Here is a 19,181-nt window from a genome sequence, read left to right as displayed (position 1 = left end):
CATCGGTGGCGTATCTAGTGCCTCGCGACGTATAGGCTCTATTGTCCGGCTTCGGCGCCGGGTGCGGTTCGCTGGAGAGGTGACAAAGGTGACGAGTGAGCGTGCCACAGGGCAGCGCGAGAACCTGCTGATCGTGCACTGGCACGACCTGGGGCGCTATCTCGGCGTCTACCACCATCCGGACGTCTACAGCCCGCGGCTGGACCGGCTTGCCGCCGAGGGCATCCTGTTCACCAGGGCACATGCCACCGCGCCGCTGTGCACACCATCGCGGGGCTCGCTGTTCACCGGCCGCTACCCGCAAAGCAACGGGTTGGTCGGCCTGGCCCATCACGGCTGGGAATACCGCACCGGGGTCCAAACCCTACCGCAATTGCTATCCGAATCGGGTTGGTACTCAGCTCTTTTCGGTATGCAGCATGAGACGTCCTACCCAAAGCGGCTGGGCTTCGACGAATTCGACGTGTCGAACTCCTACTGCGAATACGTGGTCGCCAAAGCCCAGGACTGGCTGCATAATCGCGTGCCCGCGTTAGACGGACAACGGTTCCTGTTGACCGCCGGCTTCTTCGAAACCCACCGGCCCTATCCGCATGAGCGCTACCGGCCGGCCGACAGCGCGGCCGTCGAGCTGCCCGACTATCTGCCCGATACCCCCGCGGTGCGCCAAGACGTCGCCGAGTTCTACGGTTCTATCGCCACAGCCGACGAGGCGGTTGGCCGGCTACTTGACACACTGGCCGATACCGGCCTAGACGCCAGCACCTGGGTGGTGTTCGTCACCGATCACGGTCCGGCATTTCCGCGGGCGAAGTCCACACTGTATGACGCCGGAACCGGTATCGCGCTGATCATCCGCCCGCCCACTCGCCGGGCGATGGCGCCTCGCGTCTATGACGAGCTTTTCAGCGGCGTCGATCTGGTTCCGACGCTATTGGACCTGCTGAGACTCGAGGTACCCGCCGATGTCGAGGGTGTGTCACACGCACCGGCCCTCCTCGCGCCGGACACTGAAAACGCTGCGGTGCGTGACCACGTATACACCGCCAAGACCTATCACGACTCGTTCGATCCGATTCGGGCAATCCGCACCAAGGAATACAGCTACATCGAGAATTACGCGCCCCGGCCGCTGCTGGACCTACCGTGGGATATCCAGGAAAGCCCGGCCGGCATGGCCGTCGCACCGTTGGTCAAGGCGCCCCGCCCGGAGCGGGAACTCTATGATCTGCGCGCCGATCCCACCGAGACCAATAACCTGTTAGCCGGCGACGACAGCACCCAGGGCGTGGCCGCGATCGCGGCCGATCTGGCCGTGCGACTGCATGATTGGCGACAGCGCACGGCCGACGTCATTCCGTCGGACTTCGCCGGTTCCCGCATCGCCGAGCGCTACACCGAAACGTATCTGCGGATCCACCGCAAGACGCCAACGGGCCGGTCAGCGATCGCCGCCGACCGCGGCATCGACGAACACTGCAGCTAGGCTCATCGGATGTCCCGCGCTGTGAGACCGTATCTGGTGCTCGCCACCCAACGCAGCGGCAGCACGCTGCTGGTGGAATCGCTGCGCGCGACGGGCTGTGCCGGGGAACCACAGGAGTTCTTCCAATACCTGCCTAGCACCGGGATGGCCCCCCAGCCCCGGGAGTGGTTCGCTGGGGTCGACGATGACACGATCCTGCAATTGCTCGATCCGCTGGACCCCGGTACACCGGACACCGCGACGCCGGTTGCCTGGCGTGAGCACGTCCGCACCTCCGGTCGCACGCCCAACGGCGTCTGGGGCGGCAAGTTGATGTGGAATCAGACTGCGCTGCTGCAGCAACGCGCAGCACAATTGCCGGATCGCTCCGGGGATGGCTTGCGCGCGGCAATCCGCGACGTCATTGGCAACGAACCGGTTTTCGTGCACGTCCACCGGCCCGATGTGGTGTCACAAGCGGTGTCGTTCTGGCGCGCCGTGCAAACCCAGGTTTGGCGGGGCCATCCGGACCCCAAGCGCGACTCGCAGGCCGTCTACCACGCCGGTGCCATCGCCCACATCATCAGGAATCTGCGCGATCAGGAAAACGGCTGGCGCGCTTGGTTTGCCGAGGAAGGCATCGATCCGATCGATATCGCCTACCCGGTGTTATGGCGCAACCTGACCGCGATTGTGGCCAGTGTGCTTGACGCCATCGGCCAGGATCCCAAACTGGCGCCCGCACCGATGCTGGAACGGCAGGCCAACCAGCGCTCTGATGAGTGGGTCGACCGGTACCGAGCGGAGGCGCCGCGGCTGGGGCTACCCACCTGAGCGGCGCGCGCCACCAACTTCGGCGACCATGAACAGCCGCCGGAAGGGAAAGATGGTGCTACCGTCGGCCCGTGGCGGGTAGGCGTCGTTCAGCAGCGGAATGAGCTCCTGCCGAAACTGCTGCCAGCTCTCATCGCTGAGCCGCTCACGCACTGGGACCAGCGCGCTTCCGGTGATCCAGTCCAACACCGGGTGCTCGCCGGTCAGCTGGTGTAGGTACGTGGTCTCCCACACGTCGACCTTGCAGCCGGTGTCCATCAGCAGCTCCGCGTAATACGCCGGAGATTGGACCACCGCGCCCACACGAAAAGGTATGTCGCGCATTAGCTTTGCATACGGCTCGCGGCGGGCCAACGCCCGTACCGCGGCGTGCGACGGCGTCTCGAAGTTGCCGGGGATCTGAACAGCGATCCATGATCCCGGCGCCAGCTCGTCGACCCACCGGACCAACAGGTCGGAATGCTCAGGCACCCAATGCAACGCAGCGTTGCTCACCACCACATCGGTGTCGGGCTTTGGTTTCCAGTCCCGCAGGTCACCGGTGGTGGCGTCGATCCCGCGTTCGGCCGCGGCAGCGACCATCTCCGGTGAGCTGTCCAGAGCCTCGATCACCGCGCCGGGCCATCGTCGTGCCAGGTAGCGTGTCAGGTGGCCGGGCCCGCACCCCAGGTCGACCACGCGGCGCGCCCGCTCGAGACCCACCCGTGACACCAACTCGTAGAACGGGCGGTTGCGATGACCCGAAAAAGCCAGGTAGACGTCGGGATCCCACATGTACGTGCTCCTGGACAAGCGCTCGACCGAGTGAGAAATTGACGATACAGTCGAAACCTTCAGCGGTCAGCCACATTGGCGATTACCATCGACATTGATGTCCGAGATGTCAGGGACGTTCACTGCCGACGCGATCGGTCCGCCCGTCCCCATTCCCGACGTCCCCGGCGCGGATGCCGGCGCCGAGGGCCTGCCCTCGCGCTCGGTGCTGTCGGCCCGCCAGCGGATACTCGTCGAGTCTTCGGCGATCGCCGATGTCGCGCTGCGCACCGCGGTCGCGTCGGTGCTGTCCGCGACGGTGACTCCGGCCGTTGTCGCCAACGCACTACGTCACGTCAACGAAGGCAGCGAGCGCAGCAACCTGAACTTCTACGCCGAACTTGCGGCAGCGCATGATCCGGCGAAGTCCTTTCCGGCGCCGACGGAATTGCCCAAGGTCACCTCGCGGCCGGCCAGCCCGCTCACCGAATGGGTTGCGCGCGGCGCCGTGGACAACATCGCATTTGCCAGCGGCTTCCGGGCGATCAACCCCACGATGCGCCAGCGGTGGAGTGCATTGACCGCCAACAACATTGTGCACGCGCAGCACTGGCGCCACCGCGACGGCCCGCGTCCTACGCTGTGCGTCATCCACGGCTTCATGGGATCGTCATACTTGCTCAACGGGCTGTTCTTTTCGCTGCCTTGGTATTACCGGTCCGGCTACGACGTTTTGCTGTACACGTTGCCGTTTCACGGCCAGCGGGCCGAAAAGTTCTCGCCGTTTAGCGGTTTCGGCTATTTCACTAGCGGATTGAGCGGCTTCGCCGAGGCGATGGCGCAGGCAGTGTATGACTTTCGTTCCATCGTGGACTACCTGCGCCACATCGGCGTCGACCGTATCGCCCTGACGGGTATATCCCTGGGGGGCTACACGTCTGCGCTGCTGGCTTCGGTCGAAAGTCGGCTTGAGGCTGTCATCCCCAACTGCCCCGTCGTCATGCCCGCCAAGCTGTTCGACGAATGGTTTCCGGCCAATAAGCTCGTCAAGCTAGGACTGCGGCTAACCAACATCAGCCGTGATGAGCTGATCGCCGGGCTGGCCTACCACGGCCCACTGAACTATCGGCCGCTGCTACCTAAGGACCGGCGGATGATCATCACCGGCCTTGGCGATCGAATGGCTCCACCCGAGCACGCGGTAACGCTGTGGAAGCAGTGGGATCGCTGTGCGCTGCACTGGTTCCCCGGCAGCCACCTGCTGCATGTGAGCCAGTTGGACTATCTGCGGCGGATGACCGTGTTCCTGCAGGGCCTCATGTTCGACTGACGGCGTTGGTCAGCGGTGCCCGGTGGGCGCCGGCGGTAGGAGTAGGCCAGTGCAGCCGGGTCAGCAGGTCGGCAGGCGCATCGGTGTGCCCGTCGAGTCGGCGGGTGGATCGCGGATCCAAGGCTGTCAGGGCTGGCACGTGGTTTCCGTGTTGCGGGAGCAGGCCGGCCACCGGTGCGGTGCCGCCAGGCCGCCAATCGGTCCGCAATGCGCAGGCAGCGGCCACCGTGTAGCGGGTTGATGACCCGGCGGCATATGCGATCTCCAGCGCGATCCAGGTCTCCTGCGCCGGACGCGACCGGATCGCGGGCAACGTATCGGGCAACTCGGCATCGGCGCTGACCCGATATGCCGCAACGTAATCCGAGTCGGTGTGCCGCATTCCGCGCCACGTCTCGCGAGAATCCGCAGCCACCAACGCTGGGATCTCGTCGGGTGCGGCCGTACCAGCCTCCCAACCGATTTCGCGCAGATGGTCAGCGAGCCGGCGCGCCGCGACCTGCGCGGTCTCTTGCAAGGGGATGCGCGCTGACCGGGCCTGCAGCGCCGCCAGGTTATCGTCGGCGACCACCGTCAACCCGACCCAGGTCCGGCAGTCGCCGGATGCGGTGACGCGGCTGGTGATGCGAATCGTGTCGGCGCGGATGCCGTATCGGTCCAAATACCGGGCGATCAGCGTCAGCGGCAGCACGTTCGTATCCGATGCCGGCGGCCCAACCCACACCAGCACCGTTGTGCGCGTGCACGTTGCGGGCTCGGCAATCCGGCGTCGGCGGCGCAGGATTGCCAACCCGCGGCGCGCGATCGTGGTGAAATACAGCCCGCGCCAGAAGCCGAATAGCCCAATCACGACGGCGGCGGCCACGCCCAGCAGCACGTAATCGCGTGTCGATTGCCAGGGGTAGGCCAGCGCTACAGGCACCACCGCCAGCAGCACCAACGTGACCCGGCCCCTGCCGGGCCAAGAAGGGATCGGGTTCATTCGGTGGGCTCCCTTCGTCGGCGCGCTATCGCGACAGTCGCGGCTGTGAGCCCGACCAGCACGCTCAGCGCGGCTGCTCCGGCGAATGCGACGTTGCGCGGTGTGGTGTCTTTGGGCGCCGGGACCGGCGGATCGGCGACCGGCTTGGCCGGTGCGGCACCGCCCCCGGGTTCGGCGGGCAGTTGCCAGGTCAGGGCCGCCACCGCGTCCAGGTTGCCGGCGCCGACGATGTTGGAGGACTCTCGGGCGCCGCGGTGCGCGGTGGCGGTCAGCCGGCGCACCACCTCGGTGGCGTTCAGCCCGGGATAGCGGCTGCGGACCAGCGCGGCCACCCCGGAGACATAGCCGGCCGCGTAGCTGGTGCCGCTGAGAGCCACCAGTTTCTGGTGGGCGTCGGGCAGTCCGTTAGCCAGGGCGCCGTCGCCTGAGTTACTCACCGACGCAATGTTTTCCCCGGGTGCGGCGATGCCCACCCACGGCCCGGGCATGCTGAATTTCGATGGCTGCCCGGCGGATGTGAGCGACGCCACCGACAACACGTAGGGCTGCCACCACGACGGGATGGACACCGAGGTGACGCCCGCCCAGTTCCGCGGATCGTCTGGGCGGCTCAGATCGGTCAACGGGTTGGAATCACACGACGCGCTGACCGATCCGCTCGCTCCGGTGTTTCCCGCGGCCGCCACGATCACCGCGTCCTTGTCCACCGCCGCATACCGGATCGCCGCGCCGAGCGCGGCCTGGTCGACCATCCGATCGGCGGGTAGGCAGGTGATCGTGGAGACGTTGATCACCTTGGCACCAAGGTCGGCCGCATGAACGATGGCACCGGCCAGCACCGCGACGTCAAGTGTGGCCTGCGCCAGCTGCGGATCGCCCCCCGATGTGCGCGGTGAGAACTTCGTAGACATCGCCCTGATGGACAGCAGCCGCGCCGCCGGCGCCACACCAGAGAAGCCGTCATTACCGGGCTGGCCGGCGACGATTCCGGCGACCAGGGTGCCATGCCCGTCACAATCGGTCAGCCCGTCGGTCGACTCCACGAAGTCACCACCGGCATCGACGTTGGGCAGTCGCGGGCCCGGCTGCACCCCGGTGTCGATGATCGCCACCAGCTGGCCCTCACCCCGGGAAAACTGCCAAGCCGCAGGCAGATTCAGCATCGTTTGGCTGGGCGTCGGTACGCCTGGATCGGTGCCCGGGATAACACCGGAGACGCTGCACGCACCGCGTTGTTCCATCGGCGCCACCGGTCCCGGGTCTCCGCTGGGCGGTTGCGCGGCGGCGTCCACCACCGGCGGCCCGATCGCCCACGCCGGCGGCGTCCACCACCCCGCAACGACCACGGTCGCCGCCAGACACGCAAATGCGGCACGGATCATCTGTTGAGCACCCAAGCGAACAATCCGACCAGGTAGGCTATGACGGGGATCAGCGAAACATCCAGCCCGGCGGCGACCAAACCCAGCAGCCGGCGCAGCGGCAGCGAGTAGCTCTCCGGCGAAGCGATGCCCGGGTTCAGTGCCACCACAACCCAGGCCAGCATGAGCACGGCTAGCACCAGCACCGCGCCGAACGCGGCGACATAGCGTCCGGTCGCGGTGTAGAACACCAACAGGACCCCGGCTACCAGATAGGGCTGAGCAAGCAGCCACGCCTTGCATGCGGCCGAATCCCACACCCGCGCGCGCAGGGTGGCCGCGGCCGCAGTCGCCGCCACCAGATACCAGCCCACAACGCTGAGCGCCTCTGGGCGCACCGCGATGGCCACCGACCCCAACACGCTGAGCAGCACGGCCGCGGCGATGAAGCCGCTTTGATGGGCGTCACTGACCCGCACCCGCCGAGGCAAATCCTCCAGCAGGCGCAACGGCGGGGCCGACGGGGTGGGATCCCCCGGCGCCGGGATCACCGGCAACGGGAACCGCGCCCACAGTGCGGAAAGCTGAGCCGCCTGGATGGTGACCAACAGCGCCGCCACAATCAGCCCGCAGCCGATGCTCAACAACGGCAGCTGCCACAGCAATTGCGCACCGGCCGCCAGCGCCACCGACGCCCCGACCACCGCCGCTGCGGTGAAGAAGGCGACGACGCGTTCCCGTTCGGCGCTGGGAATCATCAGCGCGATCAGCGACCATGCGGCTACCCCAGCTGCACCCAGCAATACCTGCGCCGGCCCGAACTTTCCTGGCACCGCCAACGCCAGGGCCGCGCCGATGGGGACCAGCGCGGCGATCGACAGCGCGATACCCGAACGTGGCGAACGGATGGTGATCAACAATCCGGCCAGCGCGCTAGCCACCGCGATCCCGGCCACCGCCAGCAGCCCGGCCAGCACACCGGTGGCAACCCGATAGGTCACCGTCAAACCGGTAGCCAGCAGAGCCACGGCAATCACCGCGGCCAGCGCTCCTCGTTGGATATGCGCTATGCCCCAGGGCTTTAACCGCGACGTCGAAAAGATCATCGCGGCGTCGGCGATGTCTTCGACGATGCCCGGCGCGGCCGGACCGGCGGGCACCGGCTGCAACACCAACAGATCACCGTCGACGACACCGACGGTGTCCAGGCTGGCATCCAAGCTAAACGGCTGCCCGCCGACGGGCGCCAAACTCAGTTGCACGGCAGCGCCGGAGTCGGCTTGGCCACCATCGCCGTTTTGCGCCGAGGGAACCACCAAGCGTTGTACCGCGGGCAGGATTTCGCGCAGTGGCAACTCCGCGGGCAGGGCCATCTCGGTCAACCTGCTGTCCGCAAGAATGGCGACGCGGACGATCTGCATGACGGTGCCGGACATCAGCGGGACCGTTCCTGGGACATCGTGCTCACTTTCTGGTTTCTGATTACGAGGATTGGGTGGAGAAGTCCCGCGACACCCGCTGCCCCGGGAACCATTGCCCGTCTGGCAAGCACGCGGTCAGTGTTTGGATCGCGACGGCGATCGCAAACGGTGTCCCAGGGCTGAAGGTGGAGACCCACTCGCCGTCGAATGCCCGCGACGGACTCACCAACACCCGGCCCGCCGAGGTGTCGACGATGCTTAGGCCGACCTCGGTGGTGGTGTGCCGGCCGTCGCGGTTGCACCCGGCGACGATCTCGACGTAGCTGCGCGGCCCCGAGAAGACGGACTCCACCACCGGCCGCGCGGACGCCGGAATACCCAGATAATCAACGACTTCCCCGAGTGGCACGCCGGACCGCAGCCGTTCGTCGGCCCGCGCGCCCACCCGCGTCGGCAAGCTGAACTCGTCGAATCGCGCCGGCGGCCGGTGCGCCAAACCGACACCAAGAATCGGAACCAGCGCCCGGGGGTCGTCGATATCCATCGCGGTGAACGTGACCAGCTGCGCATTACGCAGCGCAACAACACCGTTTCCGGTCTTGTTGGAGGTCTTACCGGTGCCGGTGCGCAGCGCGACGATGCCACGTAGCAGCTCGCAGGCGCCGTCGGCCGAGGCCGGCCCCACATAACGCAGGTCAAGCCAGCGGTCCGGGAAGCACACCACTTTGATCCAGTCGGCGACCGCAGGGTTGATAACACCCTGCGGCGATAACAGCCCCATCCGGGTCAGCTCGTCGCGCTGACGGTCGACGAACGCACCCCGCTGGGCGGCATCACTATAGGGCATCGTGATCGCCAGCACCCACGGAAAGGTCCCCGCCCCAATGGTTTCAGCGATGAACCAAGCGTTGTCGACCGTCAGCTCGACGGCGTTGGGTGTTGCATCCATGTAGCGCGAGCTAGCCGCCCCATTTGGCGGCTTCGGCCGTGTCGCGGGCCATCATCGCCATGGTGTTGGCTTCATGGGTGCTGGACATCGCATGATAGGCCCGCACCAAATCTTCCATGGCCTGGTTCCACTGTGCCTGCCACGCCTGATACGTGATCCCGGTATCGCCCTGCCACGCACTCTGCAACGCGGCCTGCTCCACGGCGATCTCGGCACCCAAGCTCTGCAGCGTGCCGGCATATCCGGCCATATCCCCGGCGTGACCCAACATCGCGGGGTAGTTGTACATGATTTGCGACATCACAAGTCCTCTCGGTCAGCAGGGTTCGATCAGAACCCGGTATAGGTCGACGCGGCCGCAGCATCGGCGGCCACATAGGTACCGGCGGCCTCACCCAGATTCGCCTGCGCGACATCCAACAAGGTGTTGACTTTGGCGGCCGCCGCCACAAACCGGGCGTGGGCGGCCTGAAACGCCGCCGACGACTCCCCCTGGTGAAACGCCTGAGCCGACATCGCCGCCTGCTCGGCCTGACCGATCGTGTGCCGCATCAGCCCCGCCTTGGCGGCAAACGCCGACTGGGAGGCCACCAACTGTGGGATATGAGCATCCAAAAGGCTCATAACATCTCTCCTTTCGACCCGTACGGGTCCACGTGATTCGGAATTCGGTTACTTGCTGTCGTGCGGTAAGCCGTCGCCTCCCCCTCTCCCCGATCCGTCGGGCGCCTCGGGCTCGTTGCTGCCCTGCTCCCAGGTCCCCGGCACCATCGGCGTCCGGGGGCCGTTGCCGAACTCATCACCGGCCAGTGCGGTCAGCCCGACCGCCCGGACCCGGCGTTCTTTGGTTGCGGTCCCGGCGAATCCCAGCGTCCCGGCCCCCCGTTCGGAGGCCTGCGCGCCGTGGTCGCCCGTCGAGGGGCCGAAACCGCTATCGGAATCCATGTCCAAGAACTCGTCGCCGTAGTCCCGCAATTCAGACCGCCGGCGCCGCCGCGCGCGCGACTGCGCACGAGTTGCCGCCGCCGCGGCCGCCGCCGGAACCGTAGCGGCCGGCGCCTTGATACCACCGCGACCACCTACCGTCGGCCCCAAGCTCGGCCCCCAATCACCGCTGCCACCCACCGCATAGGCGAAACTGGCGGTCGCGGGAGCTGCCGGGGCCGGCGCTGCGCCCGCAGACGGAGCCGCGCCCGCCGCGGGCGCCGCAGACCCAGCGGTGCCCGCCCCCGTTACGGCCATGCTGACCGCCGGCCACACCGACCCGGCGGCGACGGCGGCAGCAGCCAGCGGAGTACTCGCCGGCGGAATCACCGCGGGCGCAAGCACAATAGGTAGAAAGGCTATTGCTGCCAAGCCCAGCCCGAGCCCGGCCGGCAACAAGAACGGCGAGCTCAAGATCATGCCCCAGGTCGGCCAGCCGACCAGGTTGAAGAAAATCTGGTAGCCCAGCGCGAACAACAGCGGCCCGTAAGTGATCAGTGCCTGAATGGGATTCGTGAGGAAGGCGATGATGATCTTGATCGAGTTACCAATGGGATCCTGCAGGAACTGCCAGATGAGCTGCAACATCCACCCGTAGAAACCCGTGTAGGCGTTCCAGAGCTGTTGAAGCAACGCTAAGAGCCACTGCCAGGGGTTGACCGCCCCGACAGTGCTGGCCGCACCGCCACCTGGATTCATAACCGTCGGCGCCGGGACGGTGCGCGGCGCCGAAGCCAGCGCCGCACCCGAAGCCGCCTGATAAAGACCCATGACGGCGGCCGCCTGCAACCACATGCGCACGTAATCGGCCTCATTGAGCGTGATGGGAATCGTGTTGATCCCAAAGAAATTCGTCGCCACCAACACGGTGTGAATCACGTGGTTGGCGGCCAACTCCGCTAATGTCGGCATGGCTGCCAAGGCAGTGGTGTAGGCCGCCGCGGCGGCCTCGTGCTGGGCCGCTGCTCCTGCCGCATCCGCACTGGCCTGCGTCAGCCACGCCACATATGGCAAATGCGCGGCCACGTACCACTCCGCGCTGGGCCCCTGCCATGCCCAACCAGGTACCGCCCCCAGTAGCCCACTGAGTTCTGCTGCCGTCGAGGCATACTCGGCACTCAGCTGGCTCCAGGCCGTGGCAGCCGCCACTAGCGACCCCGGGCCCGGACCATTGCTAAGCAACGCCGAATGTACCTCCGGCGGCGAAGCCATCCAGATGGGCGCGGCCATGCTCAGCCGCCCACGACCCCGTACGTAGCGGCGGCGGCCGCATCACCGGCCAGGTAGCTGGCGCCGGATTCGCCCACACCAACGCCGGCGCGTCCCAGCTCTTCGACACCTTCGGCGGTGACGACCGCGTGCTCGACGCCCTGTGCACTGAACCCGGCCGCGGTCTGCAGCGACACCGGATCCGCCGCCGGCGGCACTACCGCGGTAATCACCGGCGCTGCGCTCGCATGCGCGGCGGCCAACCGCGCCGTCAGCGCTTCCACCGCAGCGCTGGCTGCGGCCAGCCCCTCCGGAACCACTCGCAACGTCATGACTGACTCCCCTTCTGTTGGGTTTCACCAGAAACCGCGGCCGCATCGACCAGCGGGTTGATCAACTGCACGTAGGTTGGACTATCACTGTCGGTCAACAGAATTGCTCGTCCAGCAGGCAATCGGGCAAACCGCTCACCGCGAATCTTGCCGCTGTCGGCCGGATTGCCTGCCAACATCAGCGTGGTCGCCTGCAGGTCGTTGAACCGGCGCAGCAACGGACTTGTCATCAGCAGGTGCGCCGATCCAGTGGCACGCCCGGTGACAATCACCCGTAGCCCCAAGTCGCCGGCCTGGGCCAGGAGACCGATCAGCGGGGTCCACGGCCGCTGTCCGATGTAGGGACCGGTCATCGCCGGCGAATCCGGTACCTGGTCGACGTCGTCGATGATCAGGTAGTGGGTGTGCCCGGCAAAGGTCCAGCGGGACAGCTCGGCCGCAGACATCCCGGCCGGCGGCCGGCGCGCCTCGATGAGGTTGGCCAGCCCGAGCATCGCCGGGATGATCCGATCGATGTTGGCGGTGTACTCGTTGTCGGGGAACAGTGGTTCGTCGACCAGGTGTAGCCGGCGGTCCAGCACGGTGAACGCGACCCGGTCGGCGGTGGAGTGCTCGCGGACGGTGCGGATGATGTGGCGCAGCAGCGTCGTCTTTCCTGACCTGGCATCGCCGAACACCATCAGCAGCGGGTTGGCGGCGAAGTCGAGTATCACCGGCGCCAGGTCTTCTTCGCGCTGGCCAATCACCAGTTGGTCGGGACCCCGATACAGTTCCCCGACGGCGTGCGGCGCAAGGTTGGTGGGCAGCAACCGAACCGGGGGAGCCGCCATGCCGGGGTAGCGGGCGTTGATCGCGGCCACCGGGTTTGTTTGCGCGTCCAGTTCTGGAGCCGCGAACAGGAAGTGCTCGGCGGCCATGGTCAGTCCGCGGCCGGGCTGGTCATGCGGGACGGCGTCGGCCGGGCGGCGCAGGGCGCCGACCACCCGCACGTTGCTGTCGCGCGCGTCGTGCAGTCGCAGCTCGAGACGCAGCCCGAGCCCGTCGCGCATCGCCAACGGCACTTCCAGCCAGCTCGGCGTGGTAATGATCACGTGGATCCCGTAGGCAAGGCCCACGTTGACCAGTTCGGTTACCCTGGCCAGCAACGGATTACGGGTGTTGAACTGATCGGTGTTATCGCGGCCGAAGCCATAGAGATTGTCAATGACCAGGAACACCTCACCGAACCCGTCGTCGGGGGTCGAGCCATTAGCACCCCGGTCACGGAATACTTCCCGCTGCTGCCGGGACAACAGCAGTTGCTCGAGCTCGCCGAAGGTGCGGCGGATGCGTTCGGGTTCCAGCGCTGAGGCGACACTGCCGACGTGCGCTAGATCCTGTAGCGCCCGCAGCTGCCCACCGCCGTAGTCCAGGCAATAGAAGCTAACCTCGTGCGGCGAGTGCAGGCTAGCAGCTGAGAGGATGAATGTCTGCAGCGCAGTGGATTTGCCGGACTTGGGGCCGCCGTGGATCACCATATTTCCGGCCGACGACCTAGCGTCAAACACCAACGGGTCGCGCCGCATCTCGAAGGGCCTGTCGATCTCCCCCAGCGGCCAGCGCCACTGCCGGGGGCCCACCCCGGCGCGGGCCAACGCCGCGCTCAGTGGGATCGTTTCGTCGAGTGGCGGCAGCCACAACTGCGGCGCCCGCGGACCGTAGCGGGCCAGTTGTTCGCCGATGGTCGCGATCAGTTTGCGTGGTGGGTCGGCGGGTTCTTGTTCGTCAGTATCGGCGATCACCGTGCCCGGATCCGGTTCCACCGCGGCGGCGGTGAACAGCTTGGGCTCCGGAACGGATTGCACGACAACGGCTTTAGCCGTCTGCGGCGGTTCATAGATCCCGTCGACATAGGTGCTGCGGAACCTTATCGGGGTGGCACCGGGCGCGGGCACCAAAAAGCCCACGCCTTTGTGTTCTTTGCCCGACTCGATGTGGTAGGCGTCCTCCACGCCGATGATCTGGCGAGAAACGCTGGGGCTGGCCACTTTCAGCCCAATCCGATAGGCGGTGTTCTTGTCGATGTCTTTGATCTTGCCCACGTCCAGTGTCTGGGACGCGAATAGGATGTGGATGCGAAACGAGCGACCCTTGCGGGCCACATAGTCGAACAGCTCCGCGTATTCCGGGTGATCGGCCAGCATCAAGGTGAACTCGTCGGCGACCACGAACAGTGTCGGGATGGGCGGCAGGCTATGCCCTGCGGCGATGGCGTTTTCATACTCGAGCACCGAGTTGAACGCGCTGCCCTGGACCTTGCGGCCGGCCTCACGCAGCAGCATCTCGCGACGAGCCACCTCGCCGCGCAGCGTGTCGGCGAACCGATCAGCCAACGACTTCTTCTCGGCCATATTCGAGATCACCGCAACCACCTGCGGGAAATCTCGGAAACTGTCGGCGCCGGCCTCACCCTTGAAGTCGGCGTAGATGACGATGAGCCGCTCCGCGGAGTGTGTGGTCAACAGCGACAACAGAATCGACATCAAAGTCTGCGACTTGCCCGAACCGGTCATGCCGATCATCAGCCCGTGCGGGCCCATCCCGCCCTCGGCTTCGTCTTTGAGGTCGAACATCAGCGGCTCGCCGGTGCCAGTGACACCGATCGGCACGCGTAACTCCTCGTCGCGTCGTCGCGGCGCCCACAGCGCGGGCACATCCAGTCGGGATGCGTCCTCGATGCCCAGCAGTGTGGTGAAACTCGCGCCGCGAGTGGCCGCCGAGCGCAGCCCGGCATGGGTGGGGTTGGAGTCCCACCGCGACAGTCGGCGCGCCAGGTGGGCGGCCTCATCAGCGCCGAATTGGTCGGCGGCGTCGATGTAGGGCTGCCAGCCGCCTGTCTGCCAGCGTTCGATAGCGCCGTGAGCCACCCGCAGGATCGGCTTTTCCGGATCCGAATACTGTTCCCGGTGCGGCGCACTGGCCGAGCAGTGCACGACGGTGACACCCGCGCGGCCCACCGCCAGCGGCGATGCGCCCAGGTCGTAGTCCGGGTCATCGACGACGATCAGCAAGTGCCGCAACGCATCTGTTGGCTGCCCGGTAAACGCCGGGCGGTCTGCCAGGACGGGCCCCAGCAGCGCGATGAGCTCGTCGGGATCGGTCGACAGATTGCGGGCCGGGCCCAGCGCATCGAGGCGGCCGGGAATGTCCACGTGCGGTAACCACTTCAGCCAGTTCCAATCGCGACCCTCCAGATCACGCGCGGCCAGCGCCACCCCGAGCACCGTCGGGTCGTGCCAGGTCACCGCCTGAGCGATCCAGGCGCGTAACACCGCGCGCACCTGTGCGCGCTCCCCCAGCACGGTGATCCGCGAAACCTTGGTCAGGTCGATCCCGGTCGGCACGTCGCCAATGCTGCGCTGGGTGTCGAGCAGGCTGCGTAATGCACTGTGCGACACCGGTTCCAGGTCGATCTCGTCGGCGGTGTCGTTGACTCGCAGCGTAGTAGCCAGCGGTACCGTGTGCCGGCCGGCCCGCAACACCAAAAAGTCGGGGTCGTGCGGGTCACGCTCCCATTGGCGACGTGACCCCGGCACCGACGCCAACGCCGTCGGGTCAGGATGAGACCACAACGCGCTGGCCCGCTGCTCGGCGGCCTGGGCCCGAATGTTGTCCCGCACCACCGATAGGTAACGTAGGTAGTCGGCCCGTTCGGCGTCGACCTCCTCGGTGCGCATCTTCTTGTCGTTGCCGCGGTAGAGCGCGGTGGCCGCCAACAGCAGCACAAATGGGAAGAACAACGTCTGCGGAGAAATCACCCGCATCCCGGTGGCGACCAGCGCCACGATCATCCCCACGATGAGGATCCCGATCAGATAAGGCAGCGCTCGTCGCAGCAGTGACGGTGGGATCACCCGGGGCAGCTCGGGAGGCGCCTCGATGATGATGGTGCCCTGGTGGCTGCTCGGCGGCGCCAGTCGGCGACGAGCCTCAAAGATCAGTCTGCTCACCGGTACCCTCCCTCGGCCGATACCGGACGAGCGGGCCTGCTGTCGGGCACCAAGGTGTCGTGTGCCAGCAGCGCGTCGGCACGCGACAGCGTCGGGCCGGGCACAAACAGCGACAGCACCGACCATGGGATGGGGACCGGGGGCGGGTTCAGGCCAAGGGCCTCAACCGCTTTGCCGCCTCCAGCCACTCCCTGAGGCTCATTGTCGATACCGTAACGCACCCCGGTATCCGACACCCAGAACAACGACCCGGCGGCCGGCGCATCCGGGCCGCCGCCCACCGTCTGGGTGAAGTAGCCAGTACCGGCCGCTAACGCCACTCGGGTTGCCACACCACCGTTGCCGGCGCCGACCAGCTCGACGGTGTGCACCGCATCTGGCACCGGCAGCGCCGAGCCTGCCAACAGAGTCAACGAGCTGGTGGCCGCACCCACCGGCTTGCTCCAGTACGCGCAGGTGACGGGGTCACGGGTAACGTCGACGAGACTTACCGGCTCGCTGGGATAGCGCCTGGTGTCCAACACCCGCGACACCGGCAGCTTGGCGACCTCGTCGGCCCCCAGCCGAGGCGGCTGCTGCAGACCATAGGAGTTGTTGTTGCGCAGGATTGCCGCCAATACCGGCGAAATCTGCTGCAAACCGTCCGGCAGCACCGCGTAGTACTGCACGGTGTCCGATATGGTCTTGCCCGAGTCTTTCAGGGCGTAGGAACTCACCACCGCGCCGATCGGCGCCGGCACACCGAAGCTCGCCGGGTTGCCGGCATCCGGGATGATCGGCGCCGTCAGTGGCGGTGCTTCGGGTATCGCGTTGAACAGCCCCGAGGCGATGACCCGCGGCGCGGGCACGTCGGCGCCCAGACCGAGGCCGCTGGTGACCGCATGATCGGCCAGATCAATCGGGCTGCGCTTGCCGTCCCACAACAGCCAGGTGCCGGCGCCGCTGTCGACCAGCACCGCCTGCCCGGGGCCGAGCGCGGCCGCGCGTGCGCCGGTGTCCTCCAGCGGGCCGGCAATCACCGTCACACCCACGCCATCCGCACCGCCCCGCGACGGTGCGTTGAGGCCGTCACACACCGTCCAGTTCGCGTCGGTGGAGGTGTTCTGCACCATCCGCTCCGGCGCACCCGGGATGCCGATCAGGTTTCCGCGCGGAAACTGGTCCAACTCAGTACTTTTCACCGTCGTCGGGCTGACCGGCCGGCCGACGATCAGCCGGGCCGAGGTCAGGTTGAGCACCGGGTGCAGCTGCTCGCCCACCCGCACATACAGCGCCGCGGTGGACCGGTCGGCAAGCACCGCGTTGCTGCCCGCCTGCCCATTGGGCCGAATCAACGAGAATACGAAGGAGCCGATCAACCCCGTGATCACAATCAGCACACCCATCAGCACCGCGCGTGACTGAGTGCGCAACGGGTCGACCAGCATGCGGGTGTCGTGCAATGCGATTCCGGCGGCGATTCGGCGCATCACGAACCGCCAGCCCGTCACCTGATGGCGGGTGACAAAGCCGCGGCGGTAGACAACCTTGTCGGGGTTGTTGTTGACCGGGGTTCGGGAGGCGAACGAGCGACGGTCGTGGTCGAAGTCGTGGTCGTGCTGCTGGTTCGTCATGCCCGCACCGAGAGCCCGAGGCCACGCAATAGCGGCTCTACCGATCTACCCACGTCGTCGGCCGTGATGGTCATCAGCTCCTCGTCGCTGAACTCACCGGATCCGGCATGTTCGGAATGGTCCAGCCGGAATTCACGCTCTTCTTCGGAGCGTTCGACGATGTTGCGCACAAACCGACCATTGCCCGCGATGTCGAGGCTACGTCGCGAGATTCCGTTGGTATCTGGTGTCGACTCCGCCGCCAACTTGGCGAACAACGCCTCCAAATCGTGCAGCGCGGACTGTTCGAAGACGCTGTCTCGCTGTTCGGCCATCTTGTGCGCGATCTCCACCAGCTCATGGGACGTGTAGGAGGGAAAGTCGATGTTGCGGGTGAAACGCGACCGAAGTCCCTCGTTGGTGTCCAGGAATTTGTCCAGGTCGGCGCGATAGCCGGCGATGATGACCACCAGCCGGTCGCGGTCGTTTTCCATCCTGGCCAACAAGGTGTCAATGGCCACCAACCCGAAGTCGTTCTTGGCGCCGGTGGCCACCAGGGCGTAGGCCTCGTCGAGGAACAGCACCCCGTCCAGCGCGCTGTCGATGATCGCGTTGGTTTTCGCCTCGGTCTCGCCGATGTGTTGGCCGATGAGGTCGGCGCGATGGACCTCGCGGATGTTCTCCCGCTTCAACAAGCCAAGGCCGCAATAGATCTTGGCGACCACCCGGGCAATGGTGGTCTTGCCGGTCCCGGGCGGTCCGGCAAACACCAAGTGGTGCGTGCGTTGGGCGACCGTGAGCCCACGCTGCTTGCGGACCAGTTCCATGGCCACTGAGCTCTTCAGCCGCGACACCTGGCGTTTGACCTCGTCGAGGCCGATGAACTCGGCGAGTTGGAGTTCGGCCTCGTGCAGCAGCGCGGCCTTGCGTTCGTGGGCCGCGGGATCGACGAAATCCTCCGCGCCGGGCTCGGTCGCCGGATCCCACGGATCGGTGCGGGCCTCGATCCGCCCGGCTGTGGTGGTGACGATCCCGAAGCTGGTATCCGACAGCGCCTGCTCGACCTGTTCGTTTTCGGGGTGAGCCGCATACAAGTCCTGCAGCACTTCGCTGGCCGACTCCTCATCCACATGCGCGCGCAGCACCAGCGCTTTGGCCAGTGCACCGTCGACAGCAGCGACCGCGACAGGACCGTCGGGTTCCTCCAGATAAGACAGCGCCGGGGCAAACATGCCCAGTCGGGCCAGTGCGGTGCCCAGGGTGATCTTGGCCGCGTGCGAAAAGGCCTCGTCGAGGTCGGGATCATTAACCATCGGAGTGAGCAGCTTCACGACATCGGACCAACGCTCGGCGCGGTAGTTGATGACCACGGCGAGCCAACGGGCGGCACGCCAGCCGGCACGGCGCTCGGTGATACCGGACACCACGTGATTGGCCTTGGCAAACTCCTCCGGCCCGCCCGTCGAAGCCAATGCAGCGGCATACGCGAGGTGGAAATCGTCAGGTCCGGTGGCACGAAAACGCAGGTACAGCCCGGTGTCGTACAGGAAGCCCAAGGCGTTATCGGCCAGTTCCACCTGCCGCTGCAACACACCCGACGTGGCCGCGGTGCGCGAGGCGGCTTCCAGCACCCCGATGGACTGGTCGCCGGCAGCGGCCAGCCCGGTCCAGGCGTCGCACTGGTCATGGGCGACGCGGGTCAGCGCGGCGAAACCAGACCGGGCGGCAGCCAGGTCCGGCGGACGTTTACGCTGGTAAACCGCGATGCCCAGGGCACGGCAGCAGGTGGCAAATCGACTGACGACGTCAGCGTCTACCTTGCCATTTACCCGAGACGCGACGGGGGAAGCGGCCACCATGCCAATGTCATCACGCTCCACGCCTCCGCTGTCTCCTGCACCTACGCCCGCCATCGGCCGATCCGCCTGAACTTTGCCCCGAAGTTAGCATTGCATAAGCTAACTGTCGAGGCGACCGCGA

Annotated in this window: 15 protein-coding genes; 3 read left to right on the top strand and 12 right to left on the bottom strand. The window is 66.5% G+C overall.

What is annotated here, in order from left to right:
- Positions 1 to 88: 88 nt before the first annotated feature.
- Positions 89 to 1,486: a sulfatase family protein gene (locus MCAN_RS01605; protein WP_014000160.1), complete on the top strand. Its 1,398-nt coding sequence runs from the start codon at positions 89 to 91 to the stop codon at positions 1,484 to 1,486.
- 9 nt (positions 1,487 to 1,495) lie between these two features.
- Positions 1,496 to 2,299 (top strand): trehalose 2-sulfotransferase, encoded by an 804-nt coding sequence (gene stf0, locus MCAN_RS01600; protein WP_003401540.1) that lies wholly within the window; start codon positions 1,496 to 1,498, stop codon positions 2,297 to 2,299.
- Here stf0 and MCAN_RS01595 read toward each other — a convergent pair.
- Positions 2,288 to 3,073 (bottom strand): trans-aconitate 2-methyltransferase, encoded by a 786-nt coding sequence (locus MCAN_RS01595; protein ID WP_003401538.1) that lies wholly within the window; start codon positions 3,071 to 3,073, stop codon positions 2,288 to 2,290. The genes stf0 and MCAN_RS01595 overlap by 12 nt on opposite strands.
- A 106-nt stretch (positions 3,074 to 3,179) precedes the next feature.
- On the opposite strand from MCAN_RS01595, the gene MCAN_RS01590 reads away from it, so the two are divergent.
- Positions 3,180 to 4,382, top strand: a complete 1,203-nt coding sequence (locus MCAN_RS01590) for an alpha/beta fold hydrolase (protein WP_014000159.1) — start codon at positions 3,180 to 3,182, stop codon at positions 4,380 to 4,382.
- On the opposite strand, the gene eccE3 is transcribed toward MCAN_RS01590, so the two are convergent.
- From eccE3 to eccA3, 11 genes are read right to left on the bottom strand one after another with little or no spacing between them, the layout of a single operon-like run.
- Positions 4,369 to 5,364: a type VII secretion system ESX-3 subunit EccE3 gene (gene eccE3 / locus MCAN_RS01585; RefSeq protein WP_003401533.1), complete on the bottom strand. Its 996-nt coding sequence runs from the start codon at positions 5,362 to 5,364 to the stop codon at positions 4,369 to 4,371. The two genes, MCAN_RS01590 and eccE3, sit on opposite strands and share 14 nt — an antisense overlap.
- Positions 5,361 to 6,746 carry a type VII secretion system ESX-3 serine protease mycosin MycP3 gene (mycP3, locus tag MCAN_RS01580; protein WP_003401528.1) on the bottom strand — a complete coding sequence of 462 codons (1,386 nt, stop codon included), beginning with the start codon at positions 6,744 to 6,746 and terminating at the stop codon, positions 5,361 to 5,363. The genes eccE3 and mycP3 overlap by 4 nt, the downstream gene beginning before the upstream one ends.
- A complete protein-coding gene (gene eccD3 / locus MCAN_RS01575; protein ID WP_014000158.1) occupies positions 6,743 to 8,161 on the bottom strand; it encodes a type VII secretion system ESX-3 subunit EccD3 in 1,419 nt (472 codons plus the stop codon). The genes mycP3 and eccD3 overlap by 4 nt, the downstream gene beginning before the upstream one ends.
- Before the next feature lie 46 nt (positions 8,162 to 8,207).
- On the bottom strand, positions 8,208 to 9,095 hold the full coding sequence (espG3, locus tag MCAN_RS01570) for a type VII secretion system ESX-3 associated protein EspG3 (RefSeq protein ID WP_003401521.1): 888 nt from the start codon (positions 9,093 to 9,095) through the stop codon (positions 8,208 to 8,210).
- Between the two features lie 10 nt (positions 9,096 to 9,105).
- Positions 9,106 to 9,396 carry a type VII secretion system effector EsxH gene (esxH, locus tag MCAN_RS01565; RefSeq protein WP_003401514.1) on the bottom strand — a complete coding sequence of 97 codons (291 nt, stop codon included), beginning with the start codon at positions 9,394 to 9,396 and terminating at the stop codon, positions 9,106 to 9,108.
- A 29-nt stretch (positions 9,397 to 9,425) separates the two neighbouring features.
- Positions 9,426 to 9,719, bottom strand: coding sequence for a type VII secretion system protein EsxG (gene esxG, locus MCAN_RS01560; protein ID WP_003401503.1), 294 nt, complete (start codon positions 9,717 to 9,719; stop codon positions 9,426 to 9,428).
- A 48-nt stretch (positions 9,720 to 9,767) separates the two neighbouring features.
- On the bottom strand, positions 9,768 to 11,309 hold the full coding sequence (locus tag MCAN_RS01555; protein WP_014000157.1) for a type VII secretion system ESX-3 target PPE4: 1,542 nt from the start codon (positions 11,307 to 11,309) through the stop codon (positions 9,768 to 9,770).
- 2 nt (positions 11,310 to 11,311) lie between these two features.
- Complete coding sequence (locus MCAN_RS01550) at positions 11,312 to 11,620, bottom strand: type VII secretion system ESX-3 target PE5 (protein WP_003401485.1); 309 nt, start codon at positions 11,618 to 11,620, stop codon at positions 11,312 to 11,314.
- Positions 11,617 to 15,609, bottom strand: a complete 3,993-nt coding sequence (eccC3, locus tag MCAN_RS01545; RefSeq protein ID WP_014000156.1) for a type VII secretion system ESX-3 FtsK/SpoIIIE family ATPase EccC3 — start codon at positions 15,607 to 15,609, stop codon at positions 11,617 to 11,619. Before eccC3 ends, MCAN_RS01550 begins: the two co-directional genes overlap by 4 nt.
- Entirely contained in the window at positions 15,606 to 17,222 is a 1,617-nt protein-coding gene (gene eccB3, locus MCAN_RS01540; protein ID WP_014000155.1) for a type VII secretion system ESX-3 subunit EccB3, read from the bottom strand. The genes eccC3 and eccB3 overlap by 4 nt, the downstream gene beginning before the upstream one ends.
- Entirely contained in the window at positions 17,219 to 19,081 is a 1,863-nt protein-coding gene (gene eccA3 / locus MCAN_RS01535) for a type VII secretion system ESX-3 AAA family ATPase EccA3 (RefSeq protein ID WP_041180001.1), read from the bottom strand. Before eccA3 ends, eccB3 begins: the two co-directional genes overlap by 4 nt.
- Positions 19,082 to 19,181 lie beyond the last annotated feature (100 nt).

It is taken from the genome of Mycobacterium canetti CIPT 140010059, assembly GCF_000253375.1.
In the GTDB taxonomy this organism is placed as follows: domain Bacteria; phylum Actinomycetota; class Actinomycetes; order Mycobacteriales; family Mycobacteriaceae; genus Mycobacterium; species Mycobacterium tuberculosis.
The sequence above is the reverse complement of the archived record's forward strand: the minus strand, read 5'-3'. Positions and strand labels throughout refer to the sequence as shown.

Bases quoted from the DNA above. Each gene is read 5' to 3' on its own strand.
- stf0 (WP_003401540.1), top strand. From the start codon at position 1,496: ATGTCCCGCGCTGTGAGACCGTATCTGGTGCTCGCCACCCAACGCAGC.
- MCAN_RS01595 (WP_003401538.1), bottom strand. From the start codon at position 3,073: ATGTGGGATCCCGACGTCTACCTGGCTTTTTCGGGTCATCGCAACCGC.
- MCAN_RS01590 (WP_014000159.1), top strand. From the start codon at position 3,180: ATGTCAGGGACGTTCACTGCCGACGCGATCGGTCCGCCCGTCCCCATT.
- eccE3 (WP_003401533.1), bottom strand. From the start codon at position 5,364: ATGAACCCGATCCCTTCTTGGCCCGGCAGGGGCCGGGTCACGTTGGTG.
- mycP3 (WP_003401528.1), bottom strand. From the start codon at position 6,746: ATGATCCGTGCCGCATTTGCGTGTCTGGCGGCGACCGTGGTCGTTGCG.
- eccD3 (WP_014000158.1), bottom strand. From the start codon at position 8,161: ATGTCCGGCACCGTCATGCAGATCGTCCGCGTCGCCATTCTTGCGGAC.
- espG3 (WP_003401521.1), bottom strand. From the start codon at position 9,095: ATGGATGCAACACCCAACGCCGTCGAGCTGACGGTCGACAACGCTTGG.
- esxH (WP_003401514.1), bottom strand. From the start codon at position 9,396: ATGTCGCAAATCATGTACAACTACCCCGCGATGTTGGGTCACGCCGGG.
- esxG (WP_003401503.1), bottom strand. From the start codon at position 9,719: ATGAGCCTTTTGGATGCTCATATCCCACAGTTGGTGGCCTCCCAGTCG.
- MCAN_RS01555 (WP_014000157.1), bottom strand. From the start codon at position 11,309: ATGGCCGCGCCCATCTGGATGGCTTCGCCGCCGGAGGTACATTCGGCG.
- MCAN_RS01550 (WP_003401485.1), bottom strand. From the start codon at position 11,620: ATGACGTTGCGAGTGGTTCCGGAGGGGCTGGCCGCAGCCAGCGCTGCG.
- eccB3 (WP_014000155.1), bottom strand. From the start codon at position 17,222: ATGACGAACCAGCAGCACGACCACGACTTCGACCACGACCGTCGCTCG.